General features: G+C 73.9%; 10 protein-coding genes. All 10 read right to left on the bottom strand.

The features are described 5' to 3' along the window. Nucleotides 1–232: 232 nt before the first annotated feature. Nucleotides 233–1,255 carry a citrate/2-methylcitrate synthase gene (locus AB0442_RS03020; protein WP_366160221.1) on the bottom strand — a complete coding sequence of 341 codons (1,023 nt, stop codon included), beginning with the start codon at nt 1,253–1,255 and terminating at the stop codon, nt 233–235. Between the two features lie 256 nt (nt 1,256–1,511). After that, on the bottom strand, nt 1,512–2,534 hold the full coding sequence (locus tag AB0442_RS03015; RefSeq protein ID WP_366160220.1) for a DMT family transporter: 1,023 nt from the start codon (nt 2,532–2,534) through the stop codon (nt 1,512–1,514). 52 nt (nt 2,535–2,586) lie between these two features. Next, entirely contained in the window at nt 2,587–4,200 is a 1,614-nt protein-coding gene (locus AB0442_RS03010; RefSeq protein ID WP_366160219.1) for a class I adenylate-forming enzyme family protein, read from the bottom strand. Between the two features lie 3 nt (nt 4,201–4,203). Continuing rightward, nucleotides 4,204–5,748, bottom strand: a complete 1,545-nt coding sequence (locus AB0442_RS03005) for an arginine decarboxylase (RefSeq protein ID WP_366160218.1) — start codon at nt 5,746–5,748, stop codon at nt 4,204–4,206. A gap of 507 nt (nt 5,749–6,255) precedes the next feature. Next, nucleotides 6,256–6,486 carry a hypothetical protein gene (locus AB0442_RS03000; protein ID WP_366160217.1) on the bottom strand — a complete coding sequence of 77 codons (231 nt, stop codon included), beginning with the start codon at nt 6,484–6,486 and terminating at the stop codon, nt 6,256–6,258. 140 nt (nt 6,487–6,626) lie between these two features. Further along, the gene (locus tag AB0442_RS02995; RefSeq protein ID WP_366160216.1) at nt 6,627–7,532 is read right to left on the bottom strand and encodes an NADP-dependent oxidoreductase; all 906 of its coding nucleotides are present in this window, start codon (nt 7,530–7,532) and stop codon (nt 6,627–6,629) included. A 115-nt stretch (nt 7,533–7,647) separates the two neighbouring features. Further along, a complete protein-coding gene (locus AB0442_RS02990; protein WP_366160214.1) occupies nt 7,648–8,616 on the bottom strand; it encodes a leucine-rich repeat domain-containing protein in 969 nt (322 codons plus the stop codon). Nucleotides 8,617–8,660: 44 nt separating this feature from the next. Further along, nucleotides 8,661–10,130: an oxidoreductase gene (locus AB0442_RS02985; RefSeq protein ID WP_366160213.1), complete on the bottom strand. Its 1,470-nt coding sequence runs from the start codon at nt 10,128–10,130 to the stop codon at nt 8,661–8,663. A gap of 83 nt (nt 10,131–10,213) precedes the next feature. After that, a complete protein-coding gene (locus AB0442_RS02980) occupies nt 10,214–14,893 on the bottom strand; it encodes a tetratricopeptide repeat protein (protein WP_366160211.1) in 4,680 nt (1,559 codons plus the stop codon). 132 nt (nt 14,894–15,025) lie between these two features. After that, on the bottom strand, nt 15,026–15,343 hold the full coding sequence (locus tag AB0442_RS02975; protein ID WP_366160210.1) for a trypco2 family protein: 318 nt from the start codon (nt 15,341–15,343) through the stop codon (nt 15,026–15,028). Between the last annotated feature and the right edge of the window lie 27 nt (nt 15,344–15,370).

The raw sequence follows: 15,370 nt of genomic DNA, 5'->3' as shown, positions 1-15,370 counted from the left end.
GCGGGCACCCACGTCCCGCCGGGCTGGGCCTTGCGGCGGGACGTGGAGCACGACGGCGCGTCGCATGCGGTGCCGCCGCCCCTCGGGGCTGCGGCACGGCGGCGGTCATCGGGACGGGCGGCGGCCGCCCTTCCGGTCGTGGTCACACATGCAGGCGATCATGTCGGCCGTCCTCCGCCCGGGGCAATCGGTTTTCCTCCCGTCCCGTCGCCCGGTCGAACCCGACGGGCCGTCAGGCGGCGGCCGGGACGGGGCGGCGGGTGCGTTTCTGGTCGAGGATGTGGGCGGACCAGTCGGCGGTGCGGCCGCAGATGGCCAGGGCGGTGAAGAGGTGGACGGGGACGTCGGCGGAGTCGAGCAGGACGGCGGCCCAGTACTCGGGGCCGGCCGCGGTCGTGGCCGGGGCGGCGCCGACCTCGGCGAGCAGCTCGGCGGCGGCCTCCTCCAGCCGGGCGGCGGCCTCGTAGCGCGGGGCGGCCGTCCGCACCGCGGCGGCGCGCAGGGCCCGGGCCCGCCGGGCGGCCGGACCGGCGGCCGGCGCGGCGAACAGCGGCAGTGCCTCCCCGTCGACCAGTGCGGCCCGCGCCACCGCCCGGAGGTCCGCGCCGTGTTCGGCCTCGGCGACCAGCCGGAGCACGGCCGCCGGGACGGCCCGGTGGCGGGGCCCGGCCATCGCGGCGACCGCGGTGGACAGGCAGGTGGCGACGTCCGCGCCGGTGGAGGCGATCAGCCGGGCCGTGGTGGTGGCGGTGTCGACGGGGTGGACGGCGACGGAGCACCAGTACGCGTCGACGGCGCGGACGTGCTGCGGTTCGGCGGTGCCGCGCCAGCGCAGCAGGAAGCGTTCGGCGGCGCTGCCGCCGGCCTCGATCGCCCAGTGGGGCACGGCGGGCAGGTGCAGGCCGCGGACGGACTGGGCGACGAAGGTGTGGGTGGCGATGGTGGCGCGTTCGAGGTCCTCCCGGGCCTGTTCGTCGCCGATGTCGTGCAGCGGCCCGAGTCCCCAGGCGGGGCCGAGGCCGGCGAGTGAGTTCTGGGTGTCCACCCGGACGTCGCCGTGGCGGACGGGCAGGGTGAGCGGCTCGCCCGGGCCGAGTCCGGGCCAGGGTCTGCCGTCGACGAGGATCCCCCAGACCTCGTCGAAGGTGTGACGGCCGATCAGTTCGGCGGGGTCGAGGGCGGCCGGGTCGAGGGCGGTGAGGTCCTGCGTGGTGGGGTCGGGAGCGGTGAGGTCGGGAGCGGTGAGGTCGGGCATGGGGCGACTCCTCGGTGCGGACCGGCTGCTCGGTCCGGGTGGTGCGGTCCTGGTGGTGCCTGGTCGTGCGGTCCTGCCGGTGCGGTGGTGCGGTGGTGCGGGTGGTGCGGGTGGTGCCGGCGGGGTCCGGGTGGTGCGGACCCCGCGGACGCGGACCCCGCCGGGGGTGCCGCGTCCGGGGACGGCTGACGGGCACCGCCCGCCGCGGGCCGCGAGGGCCTGCGGGGACGGTGCCCGGGTGGAGTTCCGGTACGTCTCAGCGGCCGACGCCCGCCGACTGTCCGGCCGGACTGCGCCCGGCCGGCGCGGACGCCGCGGCAGCCGGGACCGCGGCCGGGGCGGGCGCCGCGGCTGCGGCCCGGCGCCGCAGGTAGAGGTTGTTGAGGACGAGGGCGGACGCGGTGAACAGCGCGCCGACCACCTGCATGCCGGCCGGGATCACACCGGTCAGCGCGGAGATGGTGAAGGCGGTGATCGGGACGACGTCCATGAACAGCACGCCGTTCAGCGGGCCGAGGTTGCGGTTGCCGATGTTCCAGGCGAGCACGCCGCCGAAGCCGGCGATCAGGCTCATGTAGGCGAGTTCGGGCAGGATCGTGACGACCGCGTGGCCGGTCGGCACCGCGACGGCGCCGGTGGCGAGCAGCACCGCGGTGACGACCACGGCGCTGCCGAGGCCCAGCACGGTGGTGACGGTCGTGTACTTGATGGGCGACCAGCTCGGGAAGTAGGTCGCGCCGGAGGTGTAGATCACCCAGCAGAGCGCGGCGAAGAGCAGCAGGGCGTCGGCTCCGTAGTTCTGCGGGGTGTTGAAGAGGGCGGCCACGTCGCCCTTGGTGACGACGAGGATCACGCCGACGAAGGACAGCCCGATGAAGGCGAAGGACCACTTGGGCGGCACGACCTTGCGCAGCACCCAGTTCACCAGGAAGCCCATCATCGGCATGGTGGCCATCATGATCGAGGCGATCAGCGCGCCCTGCTCGCCGATCAGGTCCTGGCCGAAGAAGACCAGGAACTGGAAGCCGGCGAATCCGGCGGTGCCGAAGAGCCAGGCGAGGCCGACCCGCTCGCCCTTGAGGCGCAGTCCGGCGACGCCTTCCCGGGCGCGCAGGACGACCACGAAGATCAGGCCGGCGATCCCGTAGCGCAGGCAGGTGAAGGTGAAGGGGTCGATGTACTTCAGCGTCACGTCCATGAGGGGGAACATGGCCCCCCACGAGAGCGTGGCCGCGAGGCACAGCAGGACCCCTCGGACGTACTTCTTCTGGTCGTTCACAGTTCTCCTGTCAGGGAGTCGGGGTGAGGTGGGGCGGCACGCAGGACGGCGGTCATGCCGTCGCCAGCTCCATGCGGTCGGCCGCCGAGGCCGCGTTCTCCTGCCCGATCAGGTCGAGGACGGTCGACAGCAGCTGCGCGGTGCGCACCTTGCCGGTCGGGCTGTACGGGATCTCGGGGACGGTCACGACGCGCGCGGGCAGCTGGGGTGCGCGGCGCAGGCACGCGGCGAGGACGGCACGGGAGCCGCTCGCCTCGCGCTCGGGGGAGATGGGGGCGAAGGCCGCGACCAGCGTCGGGCCCTCGTCGGGGAGGTCGACCTTGAGGACGGCGGTCTCCCGGACGCACGGGAGGCCGGTGAGCTCGTCCTCGAGGGCGAAGATGTTGACGTCCAGCGGGTGCCGGCCCTCGGCCTTGGTGACGCCGTCGTTGCGGGCGCTGAGCTCGATCCGGCCGCCCTCGTCCATGACGCCGCTGTCGCCGGTGAGCAGGTACTTCTGGGTACGGCCGGCGTGCTCGATCATCAGGAAGTCGGGCTCGGCGGAGGCGTAGCTGTCCATCAGCTGGTAGCTGGCGATGGCGATCCGGCCGAGCTGCCCCTTCGGCAGCGGGCGGTGCTCCGGGTCGAGGACGAGGATGGTGCTGCCGGGCATCGGACGGCCGGAGCGGGCCGGGGCGACGTGCAGCTCCTCGGGGCCGATCATGGTGTTCAGGCCGGTCTCGGTGGTGCCGTAGTACAGGTGCAGGACGGGGCCGAGGCGGTCCCAGGTCTGGTTGATGACCCAGCGGTTGAGGTGGCGGCCGCCGGAGAGCAGGAAGCGCAGCCGGGACGTCCTGTGCAGGTGCTCGGAGGCCGGGTGGGAGATGAGCCGGTTGAGCACCGGGGGCACCATCAGGGTGGTGGAGACGCCCTCGGCGACGATCAGCTCGGCCATCTTCTCGGCGTCCTCGTACGGGCTGAGCACGACCGTGCCGCCGAGCGAGAGGAAGATCCGGGCCCAGCCGGGGCCGGAGGAGTGGTACAGCGGGACGGTGACCATGTGGACGTCGTCCTCGTCGAAGGAGTACTGGTCCACCAGGTCGGAGAGCCGGCGCGCCTCGAACGAGGAGTTGCGGATCACCAGCTTGGGGATGCCGCTGGTGCCGGAGGTGAAGGAGAAGGCGGTGAACGGCTGCTCGACCGGGGTGGTCGGGGCCGGCTCGTAGGCGGCGAGCGCCTGGAAGCAGACCGCGCCGGGGGCGGCCGGGCCGGTGTCGTAGTCGTCGTTCTCCGGGCCGGCCAGGTGGATGCTCAGGACGTCGCGCGCGCCCGGCCAGCCGGACTGCTCCAGCAGCGGGCGGCGCAGTGGGGTGCTGATGAGCACGGTCGGCTGCAGCTGCTCCAGGGCGCCGGCGGTGGCCTCGGGGGTGGTCGTGTAGTCGAGGCCTATGCAGGGCACGCCGAGGGTCGCGCAGGCGGCCATCACGACCACCAGCTCCCAGCTGTTGCAGGACATGAAGGCGGCGCGGGCGGGGCGCTCGGCGGGCAGGTGGTCGGCCAGGCCGGTGGCCACCCGGGCGACCTGCTCGGCGAGTTCGGTCCAGGTGAGGCGGAAGTCGCGGTCCACCACGGCCACGTGGTCGGGGCGCCGGGCGGCGTGCTTGCGGATGTCGTCGAGCTTGATCATGCGTTACTCCGATGCTGCGGTGGTGGCGGACGCCGTCTCGGGGGCCGGGGCGGCGGCGGGTTGCGGCTGGTAGAGGGTGTAGATCTCGCTGCCGCTGGCGCGCAGCGCCCGGATCTCGGCGCGGGTCGCGTCGCAGAGCTTCTCGCCGGGCACGGTGATGGGGATCCCGGGCGGGTAGGCGATGATGAAGTGGTCGGCGCTGTCCTCGTGGAGGGCGGCGGAGGTGGTGCGGTAGGTGCGCTGGATGACCCGCAGCGCCTCCAGCAGCCGCAGCAGGGTGCCCTCGTCGACGCCGATGTGGACGTGGAAGAGGACGGCGCCGCCGCTCTCGCGGGCCACGTACAGGGCGTACTCGTCGAACAGGATGCGGCGGAAGTCGGCGGCGGTGATGCCGAGGGCGCGGATGTCGACCAGGACGCGGGTGGGGTCGTCGGAGACGAGCATCGCCGGGTCGGTGAGGTGGCCCTCGGGGCCGAGGGTGCGGTAGGCGGAGAGCCGCGGGTCGGTGGCGATCTCGGTCCGCAGGGTGCGGGCGAGCATCAGCGACCGCTCCAGCAGTGCCTCGCCCTCGTGCTCCGCCTGCAGCCGGGCGAGGTCGAGGCTGGCCAGCACCGGGAAGCTCGGCGAGGTCGTGTGGTGCTGGAAGAGCGCCTGCGCGGTGCGCTCCTGCGCCTCCCGATCGCCCACGAGGTGCAGGTACGAGCCCTGCCGCAGCGCGGACATCGACTTGTGCGCGGAGTGCGTGACGGCGACCGTCATGGGCAGTGACGGGTCGTCGGCCCGCAGCTGCTCGACGGCGGCGAGGCCGGTGAGCGGGCGCAGCTGCGGGTGGAAGCGGTGGATGGCGCCCCACGCCTCGTCGACCAGGACGTTGACGGTCGGGTGGATCCGAGACATCTCGGCGAGCAGCGTCGGCAGGTCGTAGCGGACGCCGTCGTAGGAGACCGCGGAGAGCACGACGGTGTCGAAGGGGCGTCCCTGGGCGGCGGCCTCGGCGAAGCTGCGGAGCAGCACCGGCAGGTCGGCGAAGGTGCGCGGGCAGGTGTCGCAGCAGCGCCGCATGGGGGCGTACTCGACGTCGACGGTCAGCGAGCCGAGGGCGAAGTGCACGGACTGGTGGCAGCTGCGGTCGGCGAGCACCCGGCCGCCGGGGCGGGTGAGGGCGGCGAGCGCGACCCGGTTGGCGGTCGAGGTGCCGGCCGAGAGGAAGAGCGTGGTGTCGGCGCCGAAGGTCCGGGCGGCGAGCCGCTGGGCCTCGCGCAGCGGGCCGTGCGGGCGGAAGAACGAGTCGAGCATGGTGCCGCTGTAGGACACGTCGGCGGCCAGCTGCGCCTGCCCGAACAGGGCCTCGTACACGGCCTTGGTCCGGGAGTTGAGGATGGACCGGCCGTGCGAGAGCGGCAGCGCGTGGAAGGACGCGATGTCGCGTCTGGCGACGCGCAGGACGGCGTCGGCGAGCGGGGTGGCGCTCGGCTCCGGGGGGCCGAGCTCCGACGCGGCCTGCGGGACGGCTTCCGGCCCGAGGGCGGTGCTGCTGGCTGGGGTCATGGGTGTGCACTCCAGAGGGGTATCGGAGCACCCGGGAGAGGGCGTGGGCTGAGTGCCTCGCCTCCCATGAAATAAAACCTTCGCGCCGGTATCAAATCTCATCGGGAATTCTGATGGCTGCGCGGACTTCCCGCAAGACGCGTCGGGCCGGCGCGCGGTGTACGGATGGGGCACCAGTGGCCGATGAGGGGAACCATGACGGATCCGCGCGCCCCTGCCGCCGATTCACGCACGTCGCAACGCCCGGACGCGCACAACCCGGGCCGGATCGCGGCCATCGGCGCCGCCCGACCGGCCTCGTTCCGACACGGAGCAGTTGTCGACCCGCCAAAAGTTCGCACAGTAAGTACGATCATCAGACTCGCGCGCGGGGTGGGCTGCATTCCGCTTCACACTTTCCGACCGTTCGGTCGGATCCAGGCGGGGGTGGCACGGACGAACGAGCGGATCGGCAGCACCCGCCGGCCGGCACCTGCCGGGCTCTGACGGCGTCCGACGGAGTCGCCGTCAGAGTCCGGCCGCGACGAGGATGCACTCCATCCGGTCCCGCGGCAGCGCCGGCCCGGCCGCCGCGTCGTCGGCGACCTGCGGTTCCGGGTCGGCCGGCAGCCGCTCCAGCAGGTCCGCGTCGGCGTGGGGATGCCGGGCCTCGGCCACCGCGTCCGGCAGTTGCCCCGGGCCCATCGCCGGGCCGCGCCGCGCGGCCGGGTGCGCGGCCGGCCGCACCAGGAGTGCCACCGGAACGGCCGGGTTCCGCGCCGGTCCTGACAGGTGCGGCTGCCCGGGATTCACCACGGGTCCACGCCAGTGCCGCGTCAGGCCGCCGCCGAGGTCACCTGGAACGGGCCGACGGCGGCGGCTCCCCCGGTGCGGGCGGGTCACGGCAGGAGGACGGCCTTGCCCCGGTTGCGGTGGGCCTCCAGGTCGGTGTGGGCGCGGGCCGCCTCCGCCAGCGGGTACGTCCGCCAGATCGGGACGGTGAGCCTCCCCCGGGCGGCCAGGAGGGCCAACTCGGGCACCGACTCCTCGCCCTGGCCGGAGGTGCCCGCGCTGAAGCGGACGCCGTGCTCGGCGGCGGACAGGTCGGCGATGGTGATGACCCTGCCCGCGTCCCCGGTCAGGGCGACGGAGTCGGCCAGCACGCCCGCGCCGGAGGCGTCGAACACGAAGTCGACGCCCTGCGGGGCCGCGGCCCTCACCCGCTCCGCCCAGCCCTCGCCGTAGCGGACGACCCTCGCGCCCATGGCGGCGACGCGTTCGACGTCCTGCTCGCCGGCCGTGCCGACCACGATGACGCCGCGCGCGGCGGCCAGCTGCACCGCGATGATCCCGACGCTGCCGCCGGCGCCGTGGACGAGCAGGGTCCGCCCCTCCTGCACGCCCAGCTGCTCCAGCACCCGGTGCGCCGTCCGGCCGACGGTGACCAGCGAGGCGGCAACCTCCCAGGACAGCGCGGGGGGCTTGGCCACCGGCCGGTCCAGCAGGGCGTACTCGGCGTAGCTGCCGCCCACGGTGGCGCCGAGGACCTCGTCCCCCACCGCCGCGCCGGCGTTCTCGCCGACGGCGTCGACCACGCCGGCCGCGTCCAGTCCGGGCACCACCGGGAAGCTCGCGGGGGCGACGGCGGCCATCCGTCCGGAGCGGAGCTTCAGGTCGAACGGGTTGACCGAGGCGGCCCGGACCCGGATCCGGACCTGGCCCGGTCCGGGCTCCGGCGGGTCGACCTCCGACAGCCGCAGCACCTCGGGTGCGCCGTACTCGGAGAAGGTGATCGCTGTGGACATCGGGAACTCCCGGGGTGAGACGGACGGACGGAACCGCAGGTGCCCTGACCCACTCTGCGGCGGCCCGGCCGGAACCGCCGCCCGGAGGCCGGCGCCGGGGAGCGCGTGCCCGGGTTCAGAGCAGCACGGCGCAGCCGCGGTCGCGGAGGTCCGACAGCCAGTCCGGCAGGACCTCCGGCTTCGTCCAGCGCAGGTCGAGCTTCTCCAGGTCCGGCAGGGCGGCGAGCCCTGCGGGCAGCTCGGTGATCCGGGTGGCCCGCAGGTCGAGGTGTCGCAGCCGGGTGAGGCCGGCCACGGACTCCGGCAGCCGCCGCAGCGGATTGTTCCGCAGGTCCAGCACCCGCAGTTCCGCCAGTCCGCCGACGGCGGCCGGCAGCTCGGTGAGCCGGTTGTCGGCGAGGTGCAGCTCGCGCAGCGCGGGCAGGCGGCTGATGCTGTCCGGCAGCGCCGTCAACCGGTTCCGGTAGAGGCGCAGTTCGCGCAGACCCGCCAGCCCGCCGATCGACGCCGGCAGTGCGCCGAGCCGGTTGTCGGCGAGGTTGAGGTAGGCGAGCCGGTCGAGGCGGCCGAGGCTCTCGGGGACGGCGGTGAACCCGTTGTCGCTGAGGTAGAGGAAGTCGGTGAGCCCGGTCAGTTCGCCGACGGCCGCGGGGACGTGGTCGAGGCGGTTGTGCCCGAGGTCGAGCATCCGCAAGCGGGTGAACGCCCCGATGCCGTCGGGGACGCCGGTGAGCTCGTTCTCGGCGAGGTTCAGCGAGTGCAGGCCGGTCAGCCGCCAGAGGCTGTCCGGGACGTCGGTCAGGCCGTTGCCGCCGAGGCTCAGGTGGCGCAGGGCGGGCGCGTCGCCGAGTTCGGGCGGCACGGTGCCGATCCGGTTGCCGTACAGCAGCAGGGTGTGCAGCGCGGGCAGGGCGGCGACCGACGGCGGCAGGTCGGCGAGCCGGTTGCCGTCCAGGTCGATCAGCCGCAGCCCGGGGTACGCGGCGATGTCCGCGGGCCAGCGGGTGAGGTCGGCGTGCGGGGCGCGCAGGGCGGTCGGGGTGCCGCCCGCGTCGCGGCGGAGGGCATCGGCCGGGAGGGTCACGGGAGACCGCCTTTCGGGTCCGTGCGGTCGGTCGGGCACCGTGCTCAACTGCGGTTCAGCGAGCGGGTGACGCCGGCCAGGGTGGCGGTGGTGAGCAGCCAGCCGGCGGCGATCAGGGCGTAGCCGAGCCACTGGTGCAGGCCCGTCCAGTACCAGGCGGTGCGCTGGCCGAAACCGCCGATGGGTATCAGCAGGTCCATCGTGTAGATCAGCGGGTTGAACGGCGCCCCCTGCCCGGCCTGGACGGCGGTCGGCGAGCCGTGGCTGAACGCCGCGGTGCCGGCCGCGATCAGCGCCGCCAGCCAGACCGCGGCCTGCCACGGGCGGTAGCCGTAGCCGACGGTCGCGTCGAGGAGCCGGCCCCAGACCCGGCCGAGCGGTCCGAGGGTGCGCCGGCGGCGGCGCTGCTTGGCCAGCAGCACCCGGCGGGCGTCGTCGTCGTGGCCGATCCGCCGGTACCAGGCCGCGAGCTGCTCGTACGGCTGCGGGGTGTAGCCGGGGGTGCGGCCCAGCCAGGCGAGGCGGTCGTCGAGGCCGGTGGCGCCCTGCAGGGAGGTGTACACGAGTCCGTCGAGCCGGGTGTCGGCGCTGCGCGCGGGTGCGTTGTCGTGCAGGACGGCGACCTGGGCGGCGCTCAGGTCGACCGTGCCCCCGGGGACGGCGGCCGGGGTGAGGTGCAGGTCTCCGGCGGTGAGGCGGGTGGCGTCCAGGGCGGTGGTGCCGTCGCCGTGCAGGCGGGCGCCGTCCAGCGACAGGCGGTTGCGGACGGTCGCCCCGGGCAGCCGCAGTGCGCCGTGCACCTCGAACCCGTCCGTGAGGACCATGGTGGACGCGGTGAGGTCGTCCCCGGAGAAGGCCTCGCCGCCGGGGTTGTCGATCCCTGCGCCCTCCATGAACAGCCCGCCGCCGAAGTTCGCGCCGACCAGTCGCAGGCCGCCGCGGGAACGGAATCCCTTCCGGGCGAAGCAGCCGCCCTCCATGACCAGCCCGCCGGCCCAGAGCGACCAGGCCGGTGCGGGCCGCTCCCCCGGGCCCGCCGGCTCCAGCAGCTCCGATGCGGTCAACCGGACGCCGCTGAGTCGGAGTTCGCCGGTGATGTGGGCGCGGGTGAGGGTGAGCCGGCCCTCGATCACCGAGTCCTCGAAGAACAGGTTGCCGTCCACCCGCAGCAGCCAGCCGTCCAGGCCGGGCAGCCGGCAGTCGAGGAAGGAGGTCGAGCGCACGGTCGCCCCGCGCAGCAGCACCCGCTGCTCGAAGGTGCAGTCCCGCAGCTGCACCGGCAGCTCGACGGCGGCCCCGGTGAGGTCCAACTGCCCGGTGACGGTGGCACCGACGAGCCGCAGCCCGCCGACCCGCCCCCGCACCGCGGTCGGCCCGCCGCCGAGCAGCAGCGCGGCCACCACCTCCGCCCGGACGGCCGTGTCCGCCGCACCCCGCAGGTCGAGCTCCTCCCCCCGCGGGAACGCCTCCCACAGCCGCCGCTCCGCCTCACCCAGCTCCTCGTACGCCGGCACCCGCCACTCCCCCGTCCGGTTGACACCGGGTCAGGAGCGTAGTGGACGGCGACCGGGAGGGTCTCCGCCCCGGTCCCGGCCGCTCAACCGGGCAGGCGTTCCCGGACGGTGGCGATCTTGTCGGTCATCTGCTCCACCAGGCTGGGCTGGTCCTCTCGCATGATCTCCAGAAGATCCGCCAGCTCGTCCAGCGCGGCCGATGCCGCCACGGCCTCCCTCCCTGCGCGAGCATGGACATCGGCGTACGCGTAGAGCGCCTCGCCGAGTTCGAACAGGTGGACACGTCGGTCGACATCGGCCAGTTCCCGGGCCAGGCACAGTGCTTCCACGGCGAGTCCGCTGCCCTCCTCGGCACGGCCGGCCTCGGCGAGCCCCAAGCTGTGCCGGGCCGCCGCATGGGCGAGTCCGCCCCGTCCGCGCACCGGATCGGCCTCGCAGAGCCGGCGGCAGATGTCCAGCGCCTCGCCGGTCGCCTTCAGCATCCGCTCCGGCTCGGCCGGATCGAGCGCCAGGGCCGCGCCCAATCCACCGAGGCAGGAGGCCATCAGGATCTCGCACCCGGGCTCGGCGGCCTCCGCGAGGGGCCGGCAGAGGGCCACCGCCCGCTCGAGGTGCACCAGTGACTCCTCGCGCTGCCTGTCGTCGACCAGGAGCGACCCGAGCGAGAAGTGGGCCATGAGGAGGGTCAGGGTCCGCGTGGGATCGGACTCGGCGATCCGCTCGGCGGCGAGCACGGACTCCCGTGCGAAGGAGAGTGCCTCTTCCCGGCGCCCCAGCATCTCCAGGAGTTGCGACCGAACGCGTTGGGCCAACACGAGCGTCCCCCGGTGCGCGTCGGCTTCCTCCGCCGTCAGCTCGGCCTCCTGCTGCCGTGCCAGGTCGAGGACGGCCAGCGCCTCGGCCGCTTGCAGGCGCGCCATCAGGGCATCGGCGAACCCGGCCAGCTCAGCGACGAATCGGACACGCTCGGCGGCCCCACCGTGATCGGCGATCCTGCCGCGGACCTCGACCGCCTCACGGGCCAGCGCCTCCGCCTCGTCCATGCGTCCCACCATGGAGAGCAGGTTCTTGGCGTAGCCGAGCACGTCGGCCAGCTCGCCTTCGTACCGCTGCGGGTGGACCTGTGCGAGTTGCCGCAGCAGCCCGGCCTGCTCCACCGAGGCGTCCGCGCTCTCGGTGATGTGCCCGGCGACGAAGGCGATCGTGCCGAGGAAGTCGAGCTTCTGGACCAGGTCGGCCGGCCCCGGCCCGGACGGAAGCACGGCCATCCGCCTGGCGATCTCGACGAGCTCCCGCGCCGGAGCCACCGACTCGTCCGTTCGCCCGAGCTCGCGCAGGCACATCGCCCGGCTGCGCAACAACTCCGCCGTCACGGGGTAGAGGGCGACGGCTTGGGCCGCTCGGGGATCCGCGTACGTCGCCAGTCCCTCGTCGACGAGTTCCAGCGCATCGGCCGTCCGGCCCGCGGCTCCCAGGTACAGACGGAGGTTGTGGAGCACCGCGGCGAAGTACACGGCGATCGCTCCCGGATCCCGCGGGACCAGCCTGCGATTGAGCTCAACGGCCTCGAAGCTCAGCGCGATGGCGTCCTCGCGCCGCCCGAGTCCCTCCAGACGGCTCGCCATGGTGCCGAGGCACATCGCCAGGTCCGCGGTGAACACACCGGGCAGTTCCGTGTCGAGCTCGCGGTAGATGTCGCAGGCCTCCTTGATCGCCTCCAGGGCGCTGGCAGCGTCTCCGATGTCGGCGCGCCGGTTGGCCAGGGTGTTCAGCACGTTCGCCAGTTCCTGCCGGCGACCGCGCGCGTGCGGGCCGTCCAGCTTCCGGAACAGCTCGACCGACCGCTCGGCCACCGCTGCCGCCCGGTCCATGTGCCCCAGTTCGCCGAGGCCGATCGCCAGGGAGTTGAGCCCTTGGGCGAGGTCGTGGCGGTACGTCTCGGGGCGGTCCCGGTGGAGCCGTTCACGGATGTCGACACACCGCTGCGCCGACTCCAGGGCCTTCTCCCGGTCTCCCAGGCCTCCGTAGCACGTGGACAGTGTGCCCAGTACGCGGCTCAGGTCGTTCAGGTAGGCATCCGGGTACTGCTCGGCAAGGGGCTCGCACAGGTCCACCGCCTCGGCCGCCGCCTCGAAGGCCTGACGGTACTGGCCCAGGTCGGTGTGCCGGATGGAGAGGTTGTTCAGCCGCGCGGCGAGACTCGACACCGCCTCGGGGCCGCTCTTCGGAACGAAGGTCCGCTGGACGGCCACTGCCTCCTCGGCCGTCCTCAGTGCGTCCCCGTGCCGCCCGAGGTTGCGCTGGGCATCCGACAGTGCGGTCAGGCAGCGCACCAGCTGACCGGGGGCCTCCACGGGGACGGAATCGCCGCCGACCACGATGCGGTAGTGCTCGACCGCCCGGTGGGCCGGTTCGATGGCCTCGCTGCGCCGGCCCAGCACTCCGAGGCACACCGCCCGGTTGTTCAAGGCGGCGGCCAAATGGAATCGGACGGCCCCGGGGTCGGTCTCCATCAGCGATTCGAGAAGCTCCACAGCCCGATCAGCGGCCTCCAACCCCTCGGCAGCCCGATTGAGTTCCAACAGCCGCTTGGCCAGGCGACGGTGGTCGACACCGAGCGCGATCGTGTCCTCGGCGGACACCGCCCTGGCAGCCGTGCGGACTTCCACCAGCCGCTCCATCAGCCGAAGCGCCCAGTCCGCCAGAACGTGCGACCTGTCCGGCAGCCTGTCGGCCAGGTCCGCCAGCTCGGCGAGCGGCGTCGCCGGGTCCTCGGTACGCATCCACAGGGCGTCCACCAGCGGCTGCGGCCGCTCCACCTGGGTGGCCACGTCCATGGTGGCCGTCCCGAGACCGTCCGCGTGACGGACGCACAGATCGGTGATCAGCTCGTCGAGCGTGCCGAGCAGTGCCGGATGCGCTGCGGCCCGGGCGAGCACCGTGAGCGCCCGGACCGACATCCGGCCGGGCTCCACCTCGGCCAGCAGGCTGTCGACGAGCTCGGGGTCGGAGAGGACGTGCCGCCCGACGAAGCGCTCGGCCAGCCGGTCGGGCTGCAGGACCTCCCAGGGATCCTCGGCGGCCACCGGGTAGACCGCCTCGACCCATTCACGGACCTGCCTGATCTCGTGCGCCCGGAGGTCGGCGAGGACGGGTGAGCGGCGCAGCAGCGCTTCCCGGTCCCGCCCGCGCAGCGGGATCCCGCCGAGCAGCGCGACCGTGGCCAGTGCGTCGGCCGGTGCACTCCCGCCGCCGAGTCCGTCCGGAAGCGGGCGCTCGCGTTCGACCTGGGCCCAGTAGAGCCTCTCGTGCTCGAGGATGCGGTCCTCGGCGTCCCCCTCGGTGTCGTGCCGCGCGGGATCCCCGTCCGAGACGCCTTCGTCCAGCAGGTCGGCCAGGGCCGTCATGTGCAGGGTCAGGACGTTGCCCGAGGCCAGCTTGCGTGGTGCGGGCGCGGGAAGCCGGTCGGCCCTGGCCTTCCAGGTCCTGTCCTCCGGCGTGCCGTCCGGGTCGGAGAGGCGACCTGCGAAGGCGGTCACCGCGTGCCGGTACAGGAGGGCACGTGTCGCCTCGTCGGCGGCGAGCGCGGGGAGCTCGTCGACGGGTGCCGGGCGCAGGGGCGCACCGTCGCGTGCCCACTTCGCGTTCTCCCACCAGCCGCCGGCGGTGCGGGCCAGCAGGAGCACCTTGAGCGGGACGCCGCCCCGGTGGAGCCCACCCGCCTTCAGCAGGCCGGACAGTTGGTCGAGCCGCGCCTCGGCGTAGTCGAGCACCACCAGGACGGGGTTCCTGCAGTCCTGCAGTCCTGCCAGGCCCTGCGGCGAAGCGGTCGCGTCCGGCCACAGCACCGTCCACCGGGGGTCGTCCGCCCGGAGGGCTTCCGCAAGGCGGGCGGCGAGCCTCGTCTTGCCCTGGCCGCCGGGCCCGTGCAGCAGCCGGACGCCGAAGCCGGCCGGCGTGCACCACTGCCTGAGCCGTTCGAGGATCTCCTCGCGACCGTGGAAGCCGACCACTTCCCGGCCCGCGTGCAGCAGGGCGGCGGGCGGCAGTGACCCGTCCGAGGGTGCGGGAACGTCGGTACGGCGCAGTCGGTCGAACTCCGCCTGGCCGAGGGTGCGGGAGTCGGCCCCGTAAGCCTCCAGGGCCTTGAGGAAGGTCTCGTCGGCGTGCAGCACGTGGGCCGGGACGACCTCGAGCACGGTGTGGCCGAACCTCACCAGGTCCGCCTTCACGACGCCGATCAGCAGTCCGTTGCACACCACTGCGGCGCCGGAGAGCCCCGCCCAGGGCACTCCGGTGCCGGACCACTGCGCCACGGCGTGGTCGGAGAGGGCGAGGAGGTGGCGTCCGCCCACGTAGCCGCTGCCCGGGTTGATCGTCCCCCTGAGCTGCATGGCTTCGGTGAAACGCTCGGTGCGGTCGGCGCTGCCGCCGTCCTGGATCACCCAGGGGACGCCCCAGGTCTCGGCCTCCTGGCCGGGTCGCATGGTGGCCGGTCGGCCCCAGGGTTCGGCCGTGCCCTCCGGTCCCCGCCACACGGCGGGCTCCACCCGTACCAGGGCCGCATCGGTGTCACCACCCGGATCACCGCGCCACACCACGGTCGACCGGTACCGGGGTCGTCGGCCCGGTTGCAGGACCCGCGCCGTCGTCCCGACCTCGCCGACGACGTGCGCCGAGGTGAGGACCAGGCGCGGTCCGATCAGGTACCCCGTGCCCCTGTTGTCCTCGCCGAGCACCTCGACCAGCCGCTCGCGGTCCACCGCTCCCCCTTGGGTGTTCTCACCGCCCGGTGAATGGGCATGCCTGGACCGTCCACAGGGCTCGGGTGGACTCCGGCGGGCCGGGGCCGGGCGGTCGAGGCGTGGTGGCTCCCGGGCCTGCCGTGGGCGGCGTCAGTCGACGTCGTCCTCGTGGGGGCCGTTGTACGCGACGCGGTCCCCGATGTTCACCTTGGCCGAGTCGGTGCCGCGCGGGGTCAGCGTGAACGCCACCCGGTGGGTGCGGCCGCGGGCGATGCCCGCCTCGGTCTCGGCGGAGACGACCCAGGCCTTGAACTTGCCGCCCGCCTTGGCCTCGGCGCGCAGTTCGATCTCGAACTCCATCTCGATCGGGCCGACCTCGAAGGAGAGCGGCTGGTCCGCTCCCCGGGAGGCCGCCTCCAGGAGTTCCTTGCGCACGGCGTCCACGGCATCCGCCAGACCGATCTCCATACCCCACCCCCACGACAGCCGGACGTG

The organism is Kitasatospora sp. NPDC085895 (assembly GCF_040702125.1).
Taxonomy (GTDB): Bacteria; Actinomycetota; Actinomycetes; order Streptomycetales; family Streptomycetaceae; genus Kitasatospora; species Kitasatospora arboriphila.
The sequence above is the reverse complement of the archived record's forward strand: the minus strand, read 5'-3'. Positions and strand labels throughout refer to the sequence as shown.

What these genes read in the sequence shown, in the direction of transcription:
- AB0442_RS03010 (WP_366160219.1), bottom strand. Translation starts at nt 4,200, where the DNA reads ATGATCAAGCTCGACGACATCCGCAAGCACGCCGCCCGGCGCCCCGAC.
- AB0442_RS02995 (WP_366160216.1), bottom strand. Translation starts at nt 7,532, where the DNA reads ATGTCCACAGCGATCACCTTCTCCGAGTACGGCGCACCCGAGGTGCTG.
- AB0442_RS03020 (WP_366160221.1), bottom strand. Translation starts at nt 1,255, where the DNA reads ATGCCCGACCTCACCGCTCCCGACCTCACCGCTCCCGACCCCACCACG.
- AB0442_RS02975 (WP_366160210.1), bottom strand. Translation starts at nt 15,343, where the DNA reads ATGGAGATCGGTCTGGCGGATGCCGTGGACGCCGTGCGCAAGGAACTC.
- AB0442_RS03005 (WP_366160218.1), bottom strand. Translation starts at nt 5,748, where the DNA reads ATGACCCCAGCCAGCAGCACCGCCCTCGGGCCGGAAGCCGTCCCGCAG.